General features: G+C 54.4%; 15 protein-coding genes and 4 pseudogenes. 12 read left to right on the forward strand and 7 right to left on the reverse strand.

The window, feature by feature from the left end; genetic code table 11:
* Positions 1 to 356 precede the first annotated feature (356 nt).
* A pseudogene (locus tag K1X80_RS18770) lies at positions 357 to 535 on the forward strand (IS3 family transposase); the annotation flags it as partial.
* A 21-nt stretch (positions 536 to 556) separates the two neighbouring features.
* On the opposite strand, the gene K1X80_RS18775 reads toward K1X80_RS18770, so the two are convergent.
* Together K1X80_RS18775 and K1X80_RS18780 are read right to left on the reverse strand one after the other, a co-directional pair.
* Positions 557 to 4,180 carry an ATP-binding protein gene (locus K1X80_RS18775; protein WP_408980325.1) on the reverse strand — a complete coding sequence of 1,208 codons (3,624 nt, stop codon included), beginning with the start codon at positions 4,178 to 4,180 and terminating at the stop codon, positions 557 to 559.
* Positions 4,181 to 4,318: 138 nt separating this feature from the next.
* The gene (locus K1X80_RS18780) at positions 4,319 to 5,509 is read right to left on the reverse strand and encodes an EAL domain-containing protein (protein ID WP_057960150.1); all 1,191 of its coding nucleotides are present in this window, start codon (positions 5,507 to 5,509) and stop codon (positions 4,319 to 4,321) included.
* 214 nt (positions 5,510 to 5,723) lie between these two features.
* On the opposite strand from K1X80_RS18780, the gene K1X80_RS18785 reads away from it, so the two are divergent.
* The 10 genes from K1X80_RS18785 (at position 5,724) to K1X80_RS18830 (ending at position 13,983) form a co-directional block, all read left to right on the forward strand.
* On the forward strand, positions 5,724 to 6,350 hold the full coding sequence (locus K1X80_RS18785; RefSeq protein WP_057960151.1) for a response regulator transcription factor: 627 nt from the start codon (positions 5,724 to 5,726) through the stop codon (positions 6,348 to 6,350).
* A gap of 176 nt (positions 6,351 to 6,526) precedes the next feature.
* Positions 6,527 to 7,057, forward strand: coding sequence for a fimbrial protein (locus K1X80_RS18790; protein ID WP_220172410.1), 531 nt, complete (start codon positions 6,527 to 6,529; stop codon positions 7,055 to 7,057).
* Between the two features lie 66 nt (positions 7,058 to 7,123).
* Positions 7,124 to 7,669 carry a fimbrial protein gene (locus K1X80_RS18795; RefSeq protein WP_220172411.1) on the forward strand — a complete coding sequence of 182 codons (546 nt, stop codon included), beginning with the start codon at positions 7,124 to 7,126 and terminating at the stop codon, positions 7,667 to 7,669.
* A gap of 44 nt (positions 7,670 to 7,713) precedes the next feature.
* Positions 7,714 to 10,203 carry an outer membrane usher protein gene (locus tag K1X80_RS18800; RefSeq protein WP_152987962.1) on the forward strand — a complete coding sequence of 830 codons (2,490 nt, stop codon included), beginning with the start codon at positions 7,714 to 7,716 and terminating at the stop codon, positions 10,201 to 10,203.
* A 21-nt stretch (positions 10,204 to 10,224) separates the two neighbouring features.
* A complete protein-coding gene (locus K1X80_RS18805; protein ID WP_169990223.1) occupies positions 10,225 to 10,983 on the forward strand; it encodes a fimbria/pilus periplasmic chaperone in 759 nt (252 codons plus the stop codon).
* A 38-nt stretch (positions 10,984 to 11,021) separates the two neighbouring features.
* Positions 11,022 to 11,597, forward strand: a complete 576-nt coding sequence (locus tag K1X80_RS18810) for a fimbrial protein (RefSeq protein WP_081044279.1) — start codon at positions 11,022 to 11,024, stop codon at positions 11,595 to 11,597.
* The gene (locus K1X80_RS18815) at positions 11,590 to 12,090 is read left to right on the forward strand and encodes a fimbrial protein (protein ID WP_169990221.1); all 501 of its coding nucleotides are present in this window, start codon (positions 11,590 to 11,592) and stop codon (positions 12,088 to 12,090) included. Before K1X80_RS18810 ends, K1X80_RS18815 begins: the two co-directional genes overlap by 8 nt.
* Positions 12,087 to 12,590: a pilus assembly protein gene (locus K1X80_RS18820; RefSeq protein ID WP_220172412.1), complete on the forward strand. Its 504-nt coding sequence runs from the start codon at positions 12,087 to 12,089 to the stop codon at positions 12,588 to 12,590. Before K1X80_RS18815 ends, K1X80_RS18820 begins: the two co-directional genes overlap by 4 nt.
* Positions 12,591 to 12,598: 8 nt before the next feature.
* Positions 12,599 to 13,132, forward strand: coding sequence for a fimbrial protein (locus tag K1X80_RS18825; RefSeq protein WP_057960158.1), 534 nt, complete (start codon positions 12,599 to 12,601; stop codon positions 13,130 to 13,132).
* Positions 13,133 to 13,137: 5 nt separating this feature from the next.
* On the forward strand, positions 13,138 to 13,983 hold the full coding sequence (locus K1X80_RS18830) for a hypothetical protein (RefSeq protein ID WP_128593367.1): 846 nt from the start codon (positions 13,138 to 13,140) through the stop codon (positions 13,981 to 13,983).
* A gap of 136 nt (positions 13,984 to 14,119) precedes the next feature.
* On the opposite strand, the gene K1X80_RS18835 is transcribed toward K1X80_RS18830, so the two are convergent.
* A complete protein-coding gene (locus tag K1X80_RS18835) occupies positions 14,120 to 14,434 on the reverse strand; it encodes a tail fiber assembly protein (RefSeq protein ID WP_258571526.1) in 315 nt (104 codons plus the stop codon).
* Positions 14,435 to 14,594: 160 nt separating this feature from the next.
* On the opposite strand from K1X80_RS18835, the pseudogene K1X80_RS18840 reads away from it, so the two are divergent.
* Positions 14,595 to 14,909: pseudogene (locus K1X80_RS18840) on the forward strand (SOS response-associated peptidase family protein); the annotation flags it as partial.
* Between the two features lie 9 nt (positions 14,910 to 14,918).
* On the opposite strand, the pseudogene K1X80_RS18845 reads toward K1X80_RS18840, so the two are convergent.
* From K1X80_RS18845 to K1X80_RS18860, 4 genes and pseudogenes are all read right to left on the reverse strand, one after another.
* Positions 14,919 to 15,095, reverse strand: a pseudogene (locus K1X80_RS18845) (DNA adenine methylase); the annotation flags it as partial.
* 79 nt (positions 15,096 to 15,174) lie between these two features.
* Entirely contained in the window at positions 15,175 to 15,552 is a 378-nt protein-coding gene (locus tag K1X80_RS18850) for a hypothetical protein (RefSeq protein WP_057960160.1), read from the reverse strand.
* A gap of 24 nt (positions 15,553 to 15,576) precedes the next feature.
* On the reverse strand, positions 15,577 to 16,068 hold the full coding sequence (locus tag K1X80_RS18855) for a hypothetical protein (RefSeq protein WP_225923802.1): 492 nt from the start codon (positions 16,066 to 16,068) through the stop codon (positions 15,577 to 15,579).
* Between the two features lie 713 nt (positions 16,069 to 16,781).
* Positions 16,782 to 17,061, reverse strand: a pseudogene (locus K1X80_RS18860) (transposase); the annotation flags it as partial.
* Positions 17,062 to 17,274: the final 213 nt, after the last annotated feature.

Here is a 17,274-nt window from a genome sequence, read left to right on the forward strand (position 1 = left end):
TAGCAATCCACTCGTGGAAGCAGGAGGCTATCCTGCTTCCACTACAGATCGCGTAAGCACCAAAATCCGTATGCGTGAATTAGAGTTTTTCTATGTTAACCAACGCTCGCTGAAATCCATCGACTTCCACGAAAAGACTTCAGGCGTAGTCATCTGGTGTTGGGGCGGTAACGGATGGAGGATAAGGTGGGCAGCCTGATCGCCGCTATGCCAATACCCAAGAGCAAGGTGTAATTGCCGAACGCTTACGGAAAAAGCTCTCGGCCACGGCGTTTTCATGACAGTTACCTCGGCGACTCATGCTGGCAACCAAATTGGTTGCCTTCAAAAAGCTGCGCCAATCGGAGCTGCTGCCCCAGTATGCAAGTCGTTTATTTCGCCAGCGGCTGTGGGGTTATCGAATGCGCCAGAGCATGAGCCGCTGGGGAAACTGCCGGGACAATGCGCCGATGGAGCGAGTGTTCCGCAGCTTGAAAACGGAATGGATACCGACGTGGATTACAGATTTATTCAAGAAGCTCAGCGCGACATAAGCAGTCCTAGAGACAATTCCCGTTCAAAGAGCTGCAAGTACCCGCTCCAATTGGAGTATGGAAAACTCCATCTCGCTCAACGCCTGGTTGAGCTCTTCAGACGAAGCCTGTGCATCAGCACATACCAACTCCATACGCCGGCAAGACTCGACCAGTTGCTCTCCTTTAACCACACGCGCAGCGCCTTTAATTCTGTGAGCCAACTCCCCTAACTTATCCGTCTCACCATTCTGAAGTAGGACTCTCAGCAACTGACAATCTTTGCGATTATTATTGATTAGCTCATCCAGTATTTCACGAAACTTTACCGGGTCATTATTGAGGAGCAACTCCAGAGGCCCCAGATCTACCAGTTGTAGTGAATCGGATGCCATCAGTGGCAATGTCGTCGCAGGACACTCGTTCTCTGCATCCCGATTCTGTTGTAGCCCCAACAATCTCGCGTCCAACTCATCAAGACCGATAGGCTTGATGAGACAATCATTCATGCCCGCTTTTATACACTGTTCTATTTCTTCCGGCTGCGCATCGGCCGTAAGGCCAATAATCATCGTGGGCTCTAGTCCTTGCTCCTGTTCGACTCTGCGTATGGCTAGTGCAAGGTCCGAACCACTCATGACCGGCATATGACAATCGGTAATAACAACATCGAAAGAGTGCTCGCCCCAGCGGTCGAAGGCACGCTGCCCGTCTTCTGCCTCATAGACATCATGACCCAAGAATTCCAGTTGTTGGTGTAATACTTGGCGGTTGACTTGGTGATCATCTACCACCAGAACTTGCAAGCAGTAACGTTGATGAGCCAAGGGTAACGCGGGTAACTGCGTGATGTTGATGCGCTCTAATACCTGTAAATGCAGCTCTACTTCTATCTTCGTTCCACGGCCTAAAGCACTGCTCATAGTGACATGGCCGCCCATCATTTCGCACAGCGAACGACAGATCACTAGTCCCAGGCCCGTCCCTTCGGTCTGTTGCACATTGCGCTGCGCCTGAACGAAAGGTCTGAACAAGCGTTGCTGATCATTAGGACTTATGCCTACACCGGTGTCTTCCACACTGAGGTGAACATTAAGCAGGCTGGCATCGACCAAGAACCCGGAAATACTGATCGTGATCGAGCCTTCTTCGGTGAACTTGATGGCATTGCTGATCAAATTGGAGAGGATTTGCTTGAAGCGTAGGGCATCGACTAGCACATCGCAGTTAATGCTCGAATCGATGTCAAGGATGAGGGTCAAGCGCTTTTGCCTAGCCAGCCCCTCGAACACCCTGGCCACAGACTCGATCAGTTCACGCAAGTTGGCACGCTTGGGCGACAGACTGAGACGTCCGGATTCGATGCGGGCGATGTCGAGAATGTCGCCGATCAACTCCAACAGGCTTTTTGCCGAAGTATGGGCGATTTCAATGCTCGCGCGGTCAATGGGCTTACTTTCGGCGCGCTTAAGTGCCAGCTCAAGGATGCCGATTACGGCGTTCATTGGCGTGCGAATTTCGTGGCTCATTGTCGCCAGAAAGCTGGTCTTGGCACGGCTGGCATCATCCGCGAGGGCTTTTGCTTCTCGTAACTGCTCCACCAACTGACGATGCTCAGTGATGTCTAACCAGCCACAAATAACCCCCTTTATCTCACCTTTGGGGTCCTGGAACGGTTGCACCCAGTGGTTGATCCACGCCTCCCTACCCTGGAGCTGAATGGCATGCACCGACTCGATCGTCTGGCCGTCGCGCATCGCCTTAAAGTAGTTGCGATGAAAATCCGGGAGGCTCTCGAAGTTTTCCTTGGGTAGCTGACGCACCGTTTTGTTCAGCACCTGCTCGGCGCTCAGGCCGACACTTTTCAAGTAGCTGCGGTTGCACGAGAGCATGCGTCCCTTGAGATCACGCACATACAGCGGCGGCGGCATGCAATCAGTCAGTGTTTCGACAAACTGCAGTTGATCGCTGAGCAACCGCTCTGCCCTTGCCCGGACTTTAATCTGGCGACGCAGATACACCACCCAGACCAGCGACAGCAAAAGCAACAACACCGCAATCGCGACGATGTTGATGATAACCCTTTGGTAATCGACCCAGGTCTGGCCGCTCATGCCTGGTGGTGAACGCCAGCGATTGGAAATCGCATTGATCTCATCCGGGGCGATGCTTTGCATGACCTTGTTGATAATGGATTGCAGTTCGACATCACTTCGTCGCATCGCAAAGTTGAGCGTGGCAGGCCCGACATCAATCACCTGGTTGATCGCCAATTTATCGCGAAACAAACGCTCCTTGTAATAACGTGCTGCAGGCAACGCCACAATGGCGGCATCGACCTTGCCTTCATAGAGCAAGTTCATCGTATCCAGCGTGGTGCCAGCGTCAATTATCACTGCTTCGGGGTAGCGCTTGCGCAGTTGCTGTGAGCCCACGTGCCCAGTAGGAATCGCCACACGCTTGTCGGCCAGGCTCTCCAGCTTGCCTTGCTGTTCCTTGCTGCTAAGCAACACAAAGGGGCTGGTATCCAGCGGCCTGGAAAAACGCAGGAACGCTTCACGCTCAAGGCTGGCGGTCATCAAGGCCAGATCAGCTTCGTTATTTTTCAACGTTTCGATCATCTGCGGGTAACCGCCGCTGCGCAAAACAACCTCAAAATGCAGGCCCGTATTTAGGGTTATCACTTCGAGCAAGTCAGCGAACCCACCGGAAAATACGCCGTTCGAGTCGAAGTAGGCACCCGGCGCCATGTCATCATTGATTACCAGTCGCGCCACTGGGTTACGCTGGATCCAGCGTAACTGCTCTACGGTGAGGTCTAAGGGTTCTTCACTTGGAATAAAGCTGTTGCCGACCCAGCGCTTGGACAGGTTACGCAACGTATCGTCACCGATAGCCTCGATGGCGACATTGATGAGCCGCTGCAAGCGTGAGTTATCCGTGCGCAAGGCAAAACCATAACCGCCTACCGGTAGGTCGCTGAAACGCTCAAAGCGCAAGTAACCATAGTAGGAGTGGTTGATTCGGTAGTAGGCACTGTACAGATCGTCCAGATAAACGTCAGCTTGGCCAAAGGCTGCAGCGGCAATCGCCTCATCATGCTTGGCATACACCCGCAAATCGGCCTGCGGGTAGCGCTGCTTGAGCTCGTCGCTGTGTTCTTCGGTGATCGCTACGCGCAAGCCAGCAAGATCAACGGGTGAATGCCGAGGTTCGGTACTGCGTTTGAAAACCGCCAGCCTATCCTCGGCATAGGGAATGCTCAGCAGTAGGTTCGGGCGTGGCCTGGTGCTGCCGTGAATACTGATCACATCAACGCTACCGGCCTGTAATGCCTTGTGCGCATCCTGCTCATTGGCGAAGGCCACGACCTTCACCTGCAAGCCCAATAGCTGCGCGACCAGAGCAGTTGCATCGGCGCTGATGCCCTCGTACAGGTTGTCTTGGGCATTGATCGAAAACGGCGCGGACGCGGCTGCCGATACGCCGACCTTGAGCTCGGCCTTGTGCCGCAGCCAATGCCAATCTTCGCTAGAAACAGCCAGATCGGGACGATCGATACGCAGTTGGCTGGACAGTACCTGCGGGGCTGGAGGTAATGATGTAGCCATCACCGGGGCGCCCCCCAAAAACAGCCCGATGGACAGACAGAATGGACGTAGATACATATGAAATAGGAGACCGAAAATGCCTGAAGTACGGGAATCCGTTGGCTGAAGGCCGTTCATTCAAGAGCCCGGCATGATACTGGAGGGCCGTCATGGATGAGGCAATAATAGTTCAAAGTCGCCTCTGTCGTTCAATCCTCAACGGTCCCAACCCGCCTGAACGGTACAGAAGTCTATAAAATGAGCTTCCGGCATGGGGCGTGCAAAAAGAAAGCCCTGGGCAAGGGTGGCGCCCAACTCAATGAGACGTACCTGTTGCTCGGTGGTCTCTACACCTTCGATAACCAGCGAGACCCCCAACGCTCGGGCTAACGCAACAGAACAACTGATGATTGCGGCGCTTTTTGGCTGGCTTTGCATCTTGCGTATAAACGCCCGATCGAGCTTGATCTCGCTGAACGGCAGCTCACTGAGCCGGTCCAGCGAAGAATAACCAGCGCCAAAATCATCCATGGCTACGCCACAGCCAAGCATACGTAGCCGCACCAAGTTCTCCAGGCTACTGGCCGGCGCACTCACGACACCGACTTCAGTGATTTCGAACATCACGCTGACCGCTGGCACCTGCGATTGCTTGAGCAACACGGCAATGCGCTCCGCCAGCCCGGTGCACGCCAGTTGTGCGGGATGCAGATTGAACGCTAGGTTAATCACCCGTCCTTGTACAGCCAGTCTTTGCTGCAGGGCCAGGCCCTGGTCAAAAAGCTGCCAGAACATCCTATCGACCAGATTGTGTTCTTCCATGACGGGCAAAAAATGCGCCGGCAATAAAACGCCCCACTGCGGGTGCGTCCAACGCGCCAAAACTTCTGCTCCGACCAGCAGTTGGCCCTCGAGAGTAACTTTGGGTTGGTAGTAGGCTTCAAATTCGCCGTTATCCAGGCCGCGTTGCACGTCGCCCAAGGTCGGCAATTCTGCTGGCGACAGTCTGGGAATGCTGCTGCAGTATTCCCGGTACCGTTTAACCAATAGGCTAAACCCATCAAGATTGAACGGCTTGCCCAGGTCGCCCAGAAAAGTAAGACCTAGGCAGTGAATCATCGCGACTGTGCCCTGACGTAGAACCGGATCCAGCTCGCTGCACAACACCACAGCACCGACTTTGCCGCTGCTGCTGGCATGACGCAAGAACGCCAGGCCATCCATGCCCGCCATTTTCAGGTCACAGAGGACGATGTCCACAGCGTCACAAGCGGCCAGGACAGCAATCGCTTCTTCTCCACCAGCAGCTTGCAGAATGGGTCCCTGAAGCACCTTTTCCAACGCTGTTACGGTGACAAGGCGCTGAAAGGGCTCATCCTCCAGCACCAAAACAGTCAAATCTTGCATTGCAGGTCTACACGCACGCAATTAAAGGACGAACAGTCTGCAAGGAGCGCTTCCTACATCTCCATGAGACTTTTCCTATGCGCACTGGGAAATTTCCTAAGGCAGCACTATCCTGCACTTACAGCTCTGCCGCTAATAGCTAATGGTGTTAACCTTATATCGCCGAGACTACACCGCTTCGTAACAAACGTTTTTTCAAGGTAGAACTCACATTATGCATAGCGTTCTTATAGTTGACGATCACCCGGTCATTCGACTTGCCGTCCGGGTCCTGCTGGAAAAGCACGGTATGCGTGTGGTCGCCGAAGCAGACAATGGTATCGACGCTGTTCAACTCGTGCGCGACCTGACACCACAAGTGGTTGTCCTCGACATTGGCATTCCAAAGCTGGATGGCTATACCGTTATCTCTAGAATCAAAGCCTTGAATGTACGCAGCGAGATTCTAATATTGACCTCTCAACCCGCCGATTCAGTGTGCCGGCGCTGCATCCAGCTGGGCGCTCGTGGCTTCGTCAATAAAGAAGAAGACTTGGGCAGCCTGATCAACGCGATCAAAGCCGTAGACGCCGGCTATAGCTTCTTCCCCTCTCTGTCCTTTGACAGCGTCAATTCAGCAGAACAACTTACTGAGCTTGAACAAATTCAGTCCCTAACAGACCGTGAAGTGACGGTATTGCAACACCTGGCCCAGGGGTACACCAATAAGCAGATTGGTGAAATGCTCTTTCTCAGCAATAAAACTGTTAGCACCTATAAAACCCGATTGCTACAAAAGCTAGGCGCCGCCTCGCTGGTCGATCTGGCCGAGTTCGCCAAGCGCAATGCATTGATTCCCTAACTGCCAACCAGCAAATTTGTAGGAAATTTCCCTATCATGCATAGGCAACGTCCTACTCATTTCTTCCCCTGTCACTCCTAAACTGGCTCCAGCTCAAGGGTACGGCGATACCCCGGCGCAAAGAGAGTTCAATTGAGTCCCCTTCAAGGACACCAACATCAATTTAGGAGTTTCAAATGAAAGTTAGTACGTTGGCTGGCGCGATAATGGCAATCACCTTGGCTGCAACTTCTGCTGTCAGTGTTGCCAAAGATCAGGGTCACGGTGTGATTACCTTCAAGGGCGCGATTATCGATTCGCCGTGTTCAATATCTCAAGAGTCGCAGTACCAGACTGTCGACATGGATCAAATCTCCAACGTAACCCTGAAAAACGGCGGCAAATCCAACCCGACTCCTTTCAAAATTGAATTGCGCGGCTGTGACCTGGGCGCTCTGAAGTCTGCGACGGCAACTTTCACCGGTTCGCCCTCGTCGAACCCGGACCTGCTGTCGCTGAAAGGCACTGCCCAAGGTGCAAGCCTGGCCATTGCCGATCACTCCGGCGCGCTCATCAAACTGGGCAGTGCTTCGCCTGCTCAGTCGCTGTCCAATGGCGACACCTACCTGCAATTCAATGCTTATCTGCAGGGCGACATGCTTGCCGCAGCCGAAATCGTACCGGGTAACTTCGAGACTTTCGCCAACTTCACCCTCGCATATCAGTAACGGATTTTGTCACTGAGGACTCCGCAGCACTTGCTGCGTGCTGCGGAGAACTTTGCGGAGGCGTAGATGAGTCGTTCAACCGCATTGCTGGTCACCCTGGCCCTTTGCACCTTGGGCGGGTCTGTCTGTTTGGCCGAGCCGGTGATGACTACTGGGCTCAAGGGGCGAGTGCAGATGACCGGAAGCATTGTCGATAGCGCCTGCACTATCCGTATGGGTAATGATAGCCAGACGATTGCATTTAAGCCCACAGCGCTTCACGGTTTAATCAATGGCGATACTACATCTAAACAACTCCTTAATATTTTTATAAATGACTGCATTACTTACCGCACGAACGACAACACTGAACCTTCGCAGCGTTTCCAATTAACATTTGAAGGTGAGTCCAATGGTAAATACTTCAGTGTTCAAGGCGTCGCACAGGGCATTGCCTTACAAATCAAAGACCAGGAAGGAAAGTTAGTTTCACCCGGCATGTTACTACAACACAGCAGTATGTCTCCCGACATGCTGACTCTTAACTACTCGCTGTCACTCGTCGGCAGTGGACATACATTGGAAGCGGGCGACTATCACGCCACGATTAAGCTGAGTATTCAGCACTTCTGAACTGCAGTTACCCAGTGCGCAGTTTCGCTCAAGGATTTAGTCACGTGGATCACCGTAAGGCATTGGCTGCTACGGCGTTGTGTTGTGTCGCGACGTGGGTAAATGGAGCCGAAGAATTCCAATTCAACACCGAGGTATTGGACCTCAAAGATCGCGAGAACCTTGATCTTGGAGTGTTTGCATCGGCCAACTTCATTATGCCCGGCCAGTACAGCCTGATGGTCCACATGAACCGCGATACATTGACGGAATTCCCGATCGATTACCTCCCGGCCGACGACGATCCGAAAAGCAGCGTCGCCTGTCTTTCCCCAGCCTTGGTCAAGGAACTGGGTCTGAAAGAACACGTCCTAAAGTCCCTGACCTGGTGGCACGACGGCGCCTGTCTGAACCTCAGTAGTGTTCCTGGCATGCAGGCACGTGGCAGCCTGAGTACTTCGGCACTGTACGTGAGCATTCCCCAGGACCAACTGGAGTACACGGCGGCAAATTGGGATCCGCCTTCACGCTGGGACGACGGCATCGCCGGCGTGCTGTTCGATTACAACCTCAACGCCCAGACCACCGAACGCAAACAAGGTAAAGGACGCACCGATAACCTCAGCGGCAATGGTACCGCCGGTATCAACCTGGGTGCCTGGCGCTTGCGCGGCGACTGGCAAAGCCAGATGCAACGCAGCGCCGACCAACCTTCACAGCAGCAATTTGCCTGGAGTCGCTTTTACGCTTTGCGCGCTGTGCCGTCGCTACGTTCGAACCTGATCCTCGGTGAGGACTACCTGGACTCGAACCTGTTCGGCAGTTTCCGCTACACCGGCGGCAACCTGAGCAGTAACGACAACATGCTGCCCCCCAACCTCAGAGGTTATGCCCCAGAAATCAGCGGTGTAGCCCGCACCAACGCGCGCGTGGTAATTCGCCAGCAAGGCCGAGTGCTTTACGACACCCAGGTACCACCAGGCGCTTTTCGCATCCAAGACCTCAACGATGCGGTCTCTGGCCAACTTGACGTGCGCGTCGAAGAACAGGATGGCAGCGTCCAAGAATTCCAGATGGACACCGCCAGCATCCCCTACCTGACCCGTCCGGGTTCGGTGCGCTACAAGCTAGCTGCCGGCAAACCCTCTGATTGGGAGCATCAGCTTGATGGCCCGGCATTCGCCACCGGTGAGTTTTCCTGGGGGGTGAGCAACGGTTGGTCGCTGTATGGCGGTGGCCTCGGCGCCAAGGACTACGGTTCGCTGGCTGTGGGTGTAGGCCGTGACCTCATGGCGTTCGGTGCATTGTCCGTCGACGTTACACAGTCGCGAGCGACGTTGCCGGAGCGCGGCACATTGAGCGGTAAATCCTACCGCGCCAGTTACTCCAAACGCTTCGACGAGTACGACAGCCAGGTCACCTTTGCCGGCTACCGGTTCTCCGAGGAGAGCTACATGAGCATGAACGAATTCATCGAAGCCCGGCGAGGTGGCCAGCCACTGAACCAGAGCAAGGAAATGTATACCGCGACATTAAGCAAACAGTTTCGCGATTCCGCGCTGAGCGTGTACTTGAACTACAACCACCAGACCTATTGGAACAGCCAGGCGAGCGATCGCTATAGCCTGTCGTTGTCACGCTATTTCAACGTGGGAGGGTTGAAGAACCTCAGCCTGTCGCTCACCGCATACCAGAACAAGGCCAGCGGCACCTCAGATGACGGCGCTTACCTGTCGGTCAGCATTCCCTGGGGCAGCAATGGCTCATTCAGCTACAGCTCATCGGTAAACCAGGGGCAAAGCAGCCATAGCTTGAGTTACTACGACCGCATCGATGATCGTAACCACTACATGCTCAGCGCAGGCAAGGCCTCAAGCGGTGAAACGGCCAGCGGCTTCCTCTCTCATGATGGTGATGAGGCTCAGGTAACGGCCAGTGCCAGCTATCAGACCGGCGAGTACACCTCGGCGAGCCTGTCTTTGCAAGGCGGAGCAACCCTGACCGGTGAAGGCGCGGCCCTGCACCGTAGCAGCCTCATGGGTGGCACCCGGCTTCTGGTTGATACCCAGGGCGTAGCCGGCGTACCGGTGCGCGGCAGCGGCGGGGTCACCCGCACCAACCGTTTCGGCAAGGCTGTGATTAGCGACGTGAACAGCTACTACCGGAATCAGGCCAACATAGTTCTGGACAGCTTGGCCGACGACGTCGAAGCCACCCAATCAGTCACCCAGGCGACCCTGACCGAGGGCGCGATTGGCTATCGCCGCTTTGACGTTATTGCCGGCTACAAGTCCATGGTCATCATTCGCATGGCAAACCGCCGCGCTCCGCCCTTTGGCGCAACCGCCCAGAACAGCCGCGGCCAGGAAACCGGCATTGTCGGTGAAGAAGGATCGACTTACCTAAGCGGCATAAAGCCAGGCGAAACCATGTCGCTGCATTGGGATGGCAGCGCACGATGCACCTTCACCCTACCCGACCGGGTTACATCGCTTGAGCGACAACTGGAGCTGATGTGCCGGCCAGTCAGCGACGTGGATAACGCTGGCGCTTAATTTATTGCAATAGGTACCTCTATGAAAGCTCGCTTCAAACGCAACACTCTGCCCCTGCTCGTTTTGATCGGCGCGTGCACCGCACAGACCTGCCAAGCCGCCGTGTCGCTTGATCGTACCCGGGTGATTTTTACCGGCAGCGAGAAATCGGTCAGCCTCAGCGTCAGCAACCAGAATACCCAACTGCCCTATTTGGCCCAGGCCTGGATTGAAAACGAACAGTCCGAGAAGATCACCAGCCCCCTGGTGGTACTGCCTCCAATCCAGCGCCTGGAAGCCGGCACCACCAGCCAGGTGAAAATTCAAGGTCTGCCTGAACTGGGCCAACTGCCCCAGGATCGCGAATCACTGTTCTACTTCAACCTTCGCGAAGTGCCGCCGCGCAGCGATAAACCAAACACTTTGCAGATCGCGCTGCAAACGCGAGTGAAGCTTTTCTATCGCCCCGTGGCTATTGCTCCAAAAGCCGGTCTCAATGAAGCCCCCTGGCAGGAAAAACTGACGCTTACCCGCCAGAACGACCGCTATTTAGTGAACAACCCGACGCCTTATTACATCACCGTGATCGATGCCACGCCCGACCTCAAAACCGCCAGCGCAACGGACTTCAAGCCCTTGATGATCACCCCCAGAGGTCAGTTGGATCTGGGTGTCAGCAGCAAGTCACTGGGCGACAAACCTGTATTGACCTACGTAAATGATTTCGGTGGCCGCCCGCAGCTGCAGTTCAGCTGCACCGCAGGTACCTGCACCGCCAGCGCCGTTGCCAACAACCGCTGACACCGAGCCATGACCTGTTCAAGTGAGGGCAAATCACGATGCTCGCAACACGTAGATGCCTGGTAGCCTTGCTGTGCAACGCCAGTGTTTGGACTTGGTCTCACGCCGCTGGCATTCCTGCACAGACGGCCGAACTCCAAGTCACCGGGAACTTGCTTGAGAGCGCCTGTTACCTAGATCCGAGCTCCGCCTATCAGACCTTGTCGCTGGGAGACCTGAGCACTGCGCGCCTTTCACGCATTGGCGATCAGGGCGCTCCGGTGGCCATGCAGCTGAAGTTGCAAGGCTGTGTGCGTAGCGATGGTGGTCGACGTGATGATCAGCAAGGCACGCTGGTTTGGAGCGCGATTGAACCGGTGGCTACACTGGCCTTCAACGCGGTCGCGGATGCCGATACCCCCGACCTGATCAAGGTGGTTGGCGCCGAGGGCTTCGGCCTGCGTGTACTCGATGTCCAAGGCAACGACGTACGCCTAGGCCGCACTGCACCGGCCTGGTTCGTCTCGCCTGGAGAGAGCCAGTTGACGTACTACATCCGTCCTGAACGCACCGCAGCCGCTTTGCGCCCCGGCGCCTTTCGCGCCAGTCTAAATGTGTACCTGACGTATGATTGAATTTCCCGCGATGAAAGTCGGAAAAACTGCACTTCTCGCCGTGCTAGTTACTTGTGCATCTACTTCTCCCGCTAACGAGCGGGCAGTAAGAATTCAAGGTATTGTATATGCCGCAATTCCTTGTGTTATTAACAAAAACGAACCTATTACTCAGTCGTTTGGCGATGTGCAGACCACGGGCATCAATGGACATTACAAAACTATTACCCTGGGCTACTCCCTCGACTGCACACGCTCGTTGACAAATGATCTACGCCTGCAGATCCGCGGTAACGACGCGGGTTTCAACTCCACGCTGCTGAGAGTCCCAGGGTATGAAAATCTCGGCATCGCGTTAACAAAAGACGGTGAACCGCTGGCAATCAACACCTGGGCAAACTTTGACTCTCGCAGGCAGCCATTATTGCAAGCGGTGTTGGTTAAACGCCAGAACAGCGAGATCAAGGCGGGTCCGTTTAGAGCTGGCGCAACCCTTGTGGTCGACTATCAATGAAGACACTAGGTTACATGTTACCGGCACTATGGTTCACCGCCCTAAGCTTTCCGAGTCTGGGCCAAGACAATCTGCAGTTCACCGGAAATTTGCTGGCGCCCCCCGTCTGTATTATTAGCAATAAGGGTGGCCGTATAGATGTGCACTTCGAGCGCAATATCGCCGTCAATCGCATTGATGGTGAGCTTTATCGCCAGGCGATCGCCTATCAGATCGAATGTCCGGGTGCGGCTGGCACTGGTATCGCCTGGCACATGCGCCTGACTCTCAAAGGAGCGTACGCAGACTTCGAGCCTACTGCCCTGAAGACCTCGGTGGACAACCTAGGCATCAAAGTACTGCTCGGTGGCACGGTGCTGATTCCGAACGAATCTCGAGAGATCGATGTCAGCGCATCGACGCCACCGCTGCTCGAAGCCGTACCGGTAAAGCTCCCCGCTGCTCAGTTGCCCAGCACTGACTTTACCGCCTCAGCGCTTTTGATGGCCGAACTATACTAGGAGTATCTATGGGTAAGTACACGACCACCTTAAGTGCCTGGTTAGTTGTAAGCCTATGGTTGCCTGCAGCGCAGGCGACACCGGACAACCTGTACTTTTCTGGCACGTTGGTTAATGAACCTTGTGTGCTCGCGGAGAATGACAGGGAGATTCTGCGGGACTTCAGCACCGTAATCGACAAGGATCTTTATCTCAACGGCAGAACTAAGGGTCTCCCGATTGAACTACACCTGACCAACTGTGACCCGGATGTCGGCAAACGTATGGTCAGCATCACCTTCAGCGGCAATGAAAGCAAAGAGCCTCCCGGGCTGCTGGTGCTTCAAAGCGCCACAGTAAAAGGTCTGCTGGTCGGGCTGGAAACTAAAAGTGGCACTGCCCTGCCATTGAACAAGACTCACCGCATGGGGCCGCTAACTATCGGCGACAATTTGCTCAGCTTCAATACTTACCTGCAAGGCGAGCCCAAGGCACTTGCTAATCACGCCCTAGGGCTTGGTGATTTTGAAGCATCTCTTACTTTTTCCCTAAGTTACGAGTAATCAACATGAAAAAAATTTCCGTAACGGTGCTGCAAAAAGTTTTCGCTGGGATACTATTATGGGCCTCAGCGTTACAAGCACAGGCCTACTACACCCTCACCACAACAGACAGTCGTATAGAATCGGGCGGGGTGCGCTATTATTTCCTAGTAAGCGGGTGGACAACTGGCGACACCAGCCCGAGCCCTTGCGCATCCGACGACCCACAATTAACTTTATGCACAATTGGCATTGCTGCGCTGCAGCCATATTCGATTATCTATGTAGGAGAGTACAACTCTTGGGAGGTACCTGTTCGCCATGGCGCGTCTACTTTGGGCCAATTACTCTCAGACCTACAGATGAAAGGATTTAGAATCCCTCTAAGTGGATCGATTCTAGTTCCTCGTCAATATGCCGATAATAATATCTGCATAACATTTACGTACTCCCGAGTCGGCCCCAGTGTCGGCGGCGCCTATAATCCTTTCGGGCCATGCGCCAGAGTTGGCCCTGTAGCAGTTCAATGCGAAATATCGGGGAATGCCACTATTGACCATGGAAGCCTTCCCGACAATAAATTATCAGGAGCAAAGGCTTCAACCCAGCTCGATTTGCAGTGCCGAGGCTCAACTAACGTTACAGTTTCAGCATCCAGGACAAACTCTTTAGGCGTGCAACTCGACGACTATTGGACTCTATTCTCAAAGATCACCGTAAATGGCAAGGACGCGACTAGAGGCATCAATGTGAATGTTACTGATGGTCAAACCAGCAAATTAGACATTACCTCGACACTGAGTACCCCCACGGGAGCAGTCACACCCGGCAAGTTCACCGGTTTCACGGTGATTACCGTTTCACCGCCTTGAGTTGCGTGTGATCGCAACTTGTAAAAAAAGCGCTTTCCGTGATCCAGTAACGCTGTTTAATAATCGCCCAGGGCCTGTACGAAATACTTTGAAACCGCCGTTGCCACACCTGAGTTCCGAGATCAACAGCGCGGTACTAGGACGCGGCGGGCCAATCAATTGCGAGCGGGTACCCTTCCTGCTCAGGCACGCGGCTCAGGACCACGCGGTACTTCTTACAGGCCTTGAGGGGCGTCAGCTCTGCCGCTGTAGCGTCGTCGATATCGACTGCATCCTGCAGGTGCCTGATTGCGTAATCCGCCTCGGCTCGCAAGTGCGCGATCTGGGTTTGTGCAGCCACCACAGGATCAAGCGCAGGTGGCGGCAGCTCTTCCTGTGGGGGCAGATCCGGCACCAGGATGTGCAGCGTGATCATGACCTTCAAATCGTACGACTCGCCCTCTTTGGCCATGGTGAGTGGCGAGGCATTCCTATGGCCAACACAAAGCTGGCGACGGTCCTAGAAACCGCGCCGCGTTTCATCAGGGCATCGGCAGCCCCGCATATCTCAGCATATGCCGAGCGGTTTTCAAGAACACCGTTCGCCCCCACGTCCGCGAATTCCCCATGGAGATGGCGCGCCGGTGCTGTGCGCGACCGTAGGCCAGCTACCCGACGCAGATGAAGGCCAAGGCGAGCATGACGGCTTTGTGATCATCACCGCCGACAGCGCCGGCGGCATGGTAGACCTTCACGACCGGCGGCCTGTGGTGCTCACGCCGGAGTTGGCCAGGGAATGTCTGGACCCGGGCACGCCCAAGGAGCGTGCCGAGCAGATGGTATTGCACCAGGGCAAATCATCGGAGGTGTTCGAATGGTTCAAAGTCGAGAAAGCCGTGGGCAACGTACGGAGCAAAGGGCCTGAGCTGATTGCACCAATGCGCTGATAGTGACCATTACCAGTTCATAATAGCCAGCTCGCCTGTTTTTTCTGCTACACCCTTCCTCGGGTTGGCCCTGCTGTAACGGATATCCATCGCCTCCATGCGGAACCCTTTAAACACCCGTCGGACTTCGGGATGATCATTGATGCTTACCATCACCTTGTCTTCGCAGGCGCGCATGAATTCATGCCATTCGCTAAAATCCTGCACCTCGCAAGGCCGCTCCGTATAGTTAGACCCGCCCCTCTTCTTGCCAGTGGCCCATGCGCTACCTTACTGGTGCCATCTCGACCGCTACACAACGCCCTTTCGTCCGCACCTTCTGCACCAGTCGCGCTCTGTTGACGAACACATTGATCTCGCAACTGCCTGAGTGTTGTACGTCTTCCCAGTATTCTGCGTGCACAAGTTGCCCGTTCTGCGGCCCCGTGTAAGTACCCGCTGCTTCACGTGAGACATAGCTACTGTCACGTACATACCTAAGCACTACCATATCTTCCTCCGGCGCCACCATGATCTGCCTTGGCACACCGAAGAAGTCGATCAGTTCGCCCACCGGGCGATCTTTCCAGGTACTGCTGGCCGACAATGATGCACAGCCACTGAGCAAGGTGGCGAGCAAGGCCAACATAAACAATCGGTTCATAAGGTCTTCTCCCTGAAGGTCGCGTTACTTGGCAGGCATCTGCGCGAACCCGTCATCTATCTTCTGCAGGATGGCCGTCTTGGCGGCCTCGCGGTTCAATATCTCGAAGAAGTGCGGCCCTGCCTTGCTCATTTGCGACGCGGACATCACACCCAAGTGCTCCATCTTCTTGGCCTGGCGTTCAGTCGGCTTACAGACAAAGTCACGGCTTTGCATCAGCCAGGCGTCAGGTTTGCTCTGCCATTGTCTGGAATACTTCGCATCGCGAAACCCATTGAACACGCTGCGGAAATCCGCTGCACCCATTACTCGCACGCGGTTCTTCGCACAATCGATTTCGACATCGTAAGAGGTGAAGTCGGGCTTTCCGGGCTCTTCGTAAAGTTGATAGACACCCAATGATTTCGCCCCACCTGGACGATTGACGATGTGAGTGGGGTCGCCGTCTGCGATGAACACTTGATTCTTGCCCAAGGCACCCTGGTAGTGAACGACCCAGAAGTCGCCCTTCAGCACTTCGCTCGCTTGGGCAGCGAGGGCACTACACAGTAATGCGGCAGGCAGGCAGGAGATGCCTTGTAAAAGCGATCATAGGGGCGGCCCTTTGCCGTTATTTTTGAAGAAAATAGTTTCACACCCTGGACATGAGGCAAAGGGCCATCTAGCACATTCGTACTATTCATAAGAGAGTTCTACGCCAATACCATCGCGATACAGTCGGTCATGCGCTTCGGCGACTAAGCAGGAACAAAAAAATCACAACTCTTGTCGCAGTATGGATTCCCAAGCAGGATTCGATAAGGCGGTGCTGTGCATCTCTATCGACACATCGAATTAGCACATTACGATGCTGATTCGGCGCTAAAGCACTAGAAAAAGGATTTTGGAAAAGGTTAAAGAAAATAACCATAGCTGGTGTCACTCTTGCACTTACAGGTTGCGGACTTCTCCCTCCCCCAGCGCCACCTGCTCCCCCTACAGTCGAGCACTCTATTGCAAGCAAGACCGAAATCGTCGATGCAAAAAGGAAGCTGCTCAGACATATTTCAGACCCCGACTCCGCGAAATTTGAAACTATTTATAAATTCAAGGGGCGTTTCGCTAGTGGTAAAAGCTATGAAGGAGTCTGTGGTTATGTGAATTATAAAGGCGCAGAAGGTGGCTATGAAGGATTTACACCGTTTATGGTCGTTGGGGATGTGGTCTCTTATTACGGTGACCATTTACCTCACAACTACCATATCCTCAGGAATCGGCGCGCTCAGGGTCAAGTGCGCAAACTGGCGGATGGGCGTGATTATACAGCGCCTCTTCCATGGCAGGATCAAGAACCAGTTTTGCCGCAAGTGAATGCGCAGCATGGTATCCAGCGGATACGGTTTGCGGCCACCGCCAGCCTTCGGATAATAAGGCTCGTATCAACGCCCGTAAACCGCTCCAGGGCACGACCTGATCCATCGCGGCGTGTTTGCTTGCGTATTCGAAATCGGAAAAGCTCAGCTGGCTCATGAAGCACTCTGGGCAGGTGTGAGGCTGTATTTCAGCATACTTGGGGGCTTGTTCGGAGTTTCCCTATTGAAAACAAATGCCGTTTTTTTTGCGCAGGGCACGCGCCACCAAAACTTACCACCATTCTGAAACCGGTGAAGCCAGAAAGGACATGCCGTTGCCGGCAGTCCCTCCCTAAAACCATAGTTGCGACTTTGCTCGCACACCACCAAG

This window comes from Pseudomonas sp. So3.2b (genome assembly GCF_019464415.1).
Lineage (GTDB): Bacteria > Pseudomonadota > Gammaproteobacteria > Pseudomonadales > Pseudomonadaceae > Aquipseudomonas > Aquipseudomonas shahriarae.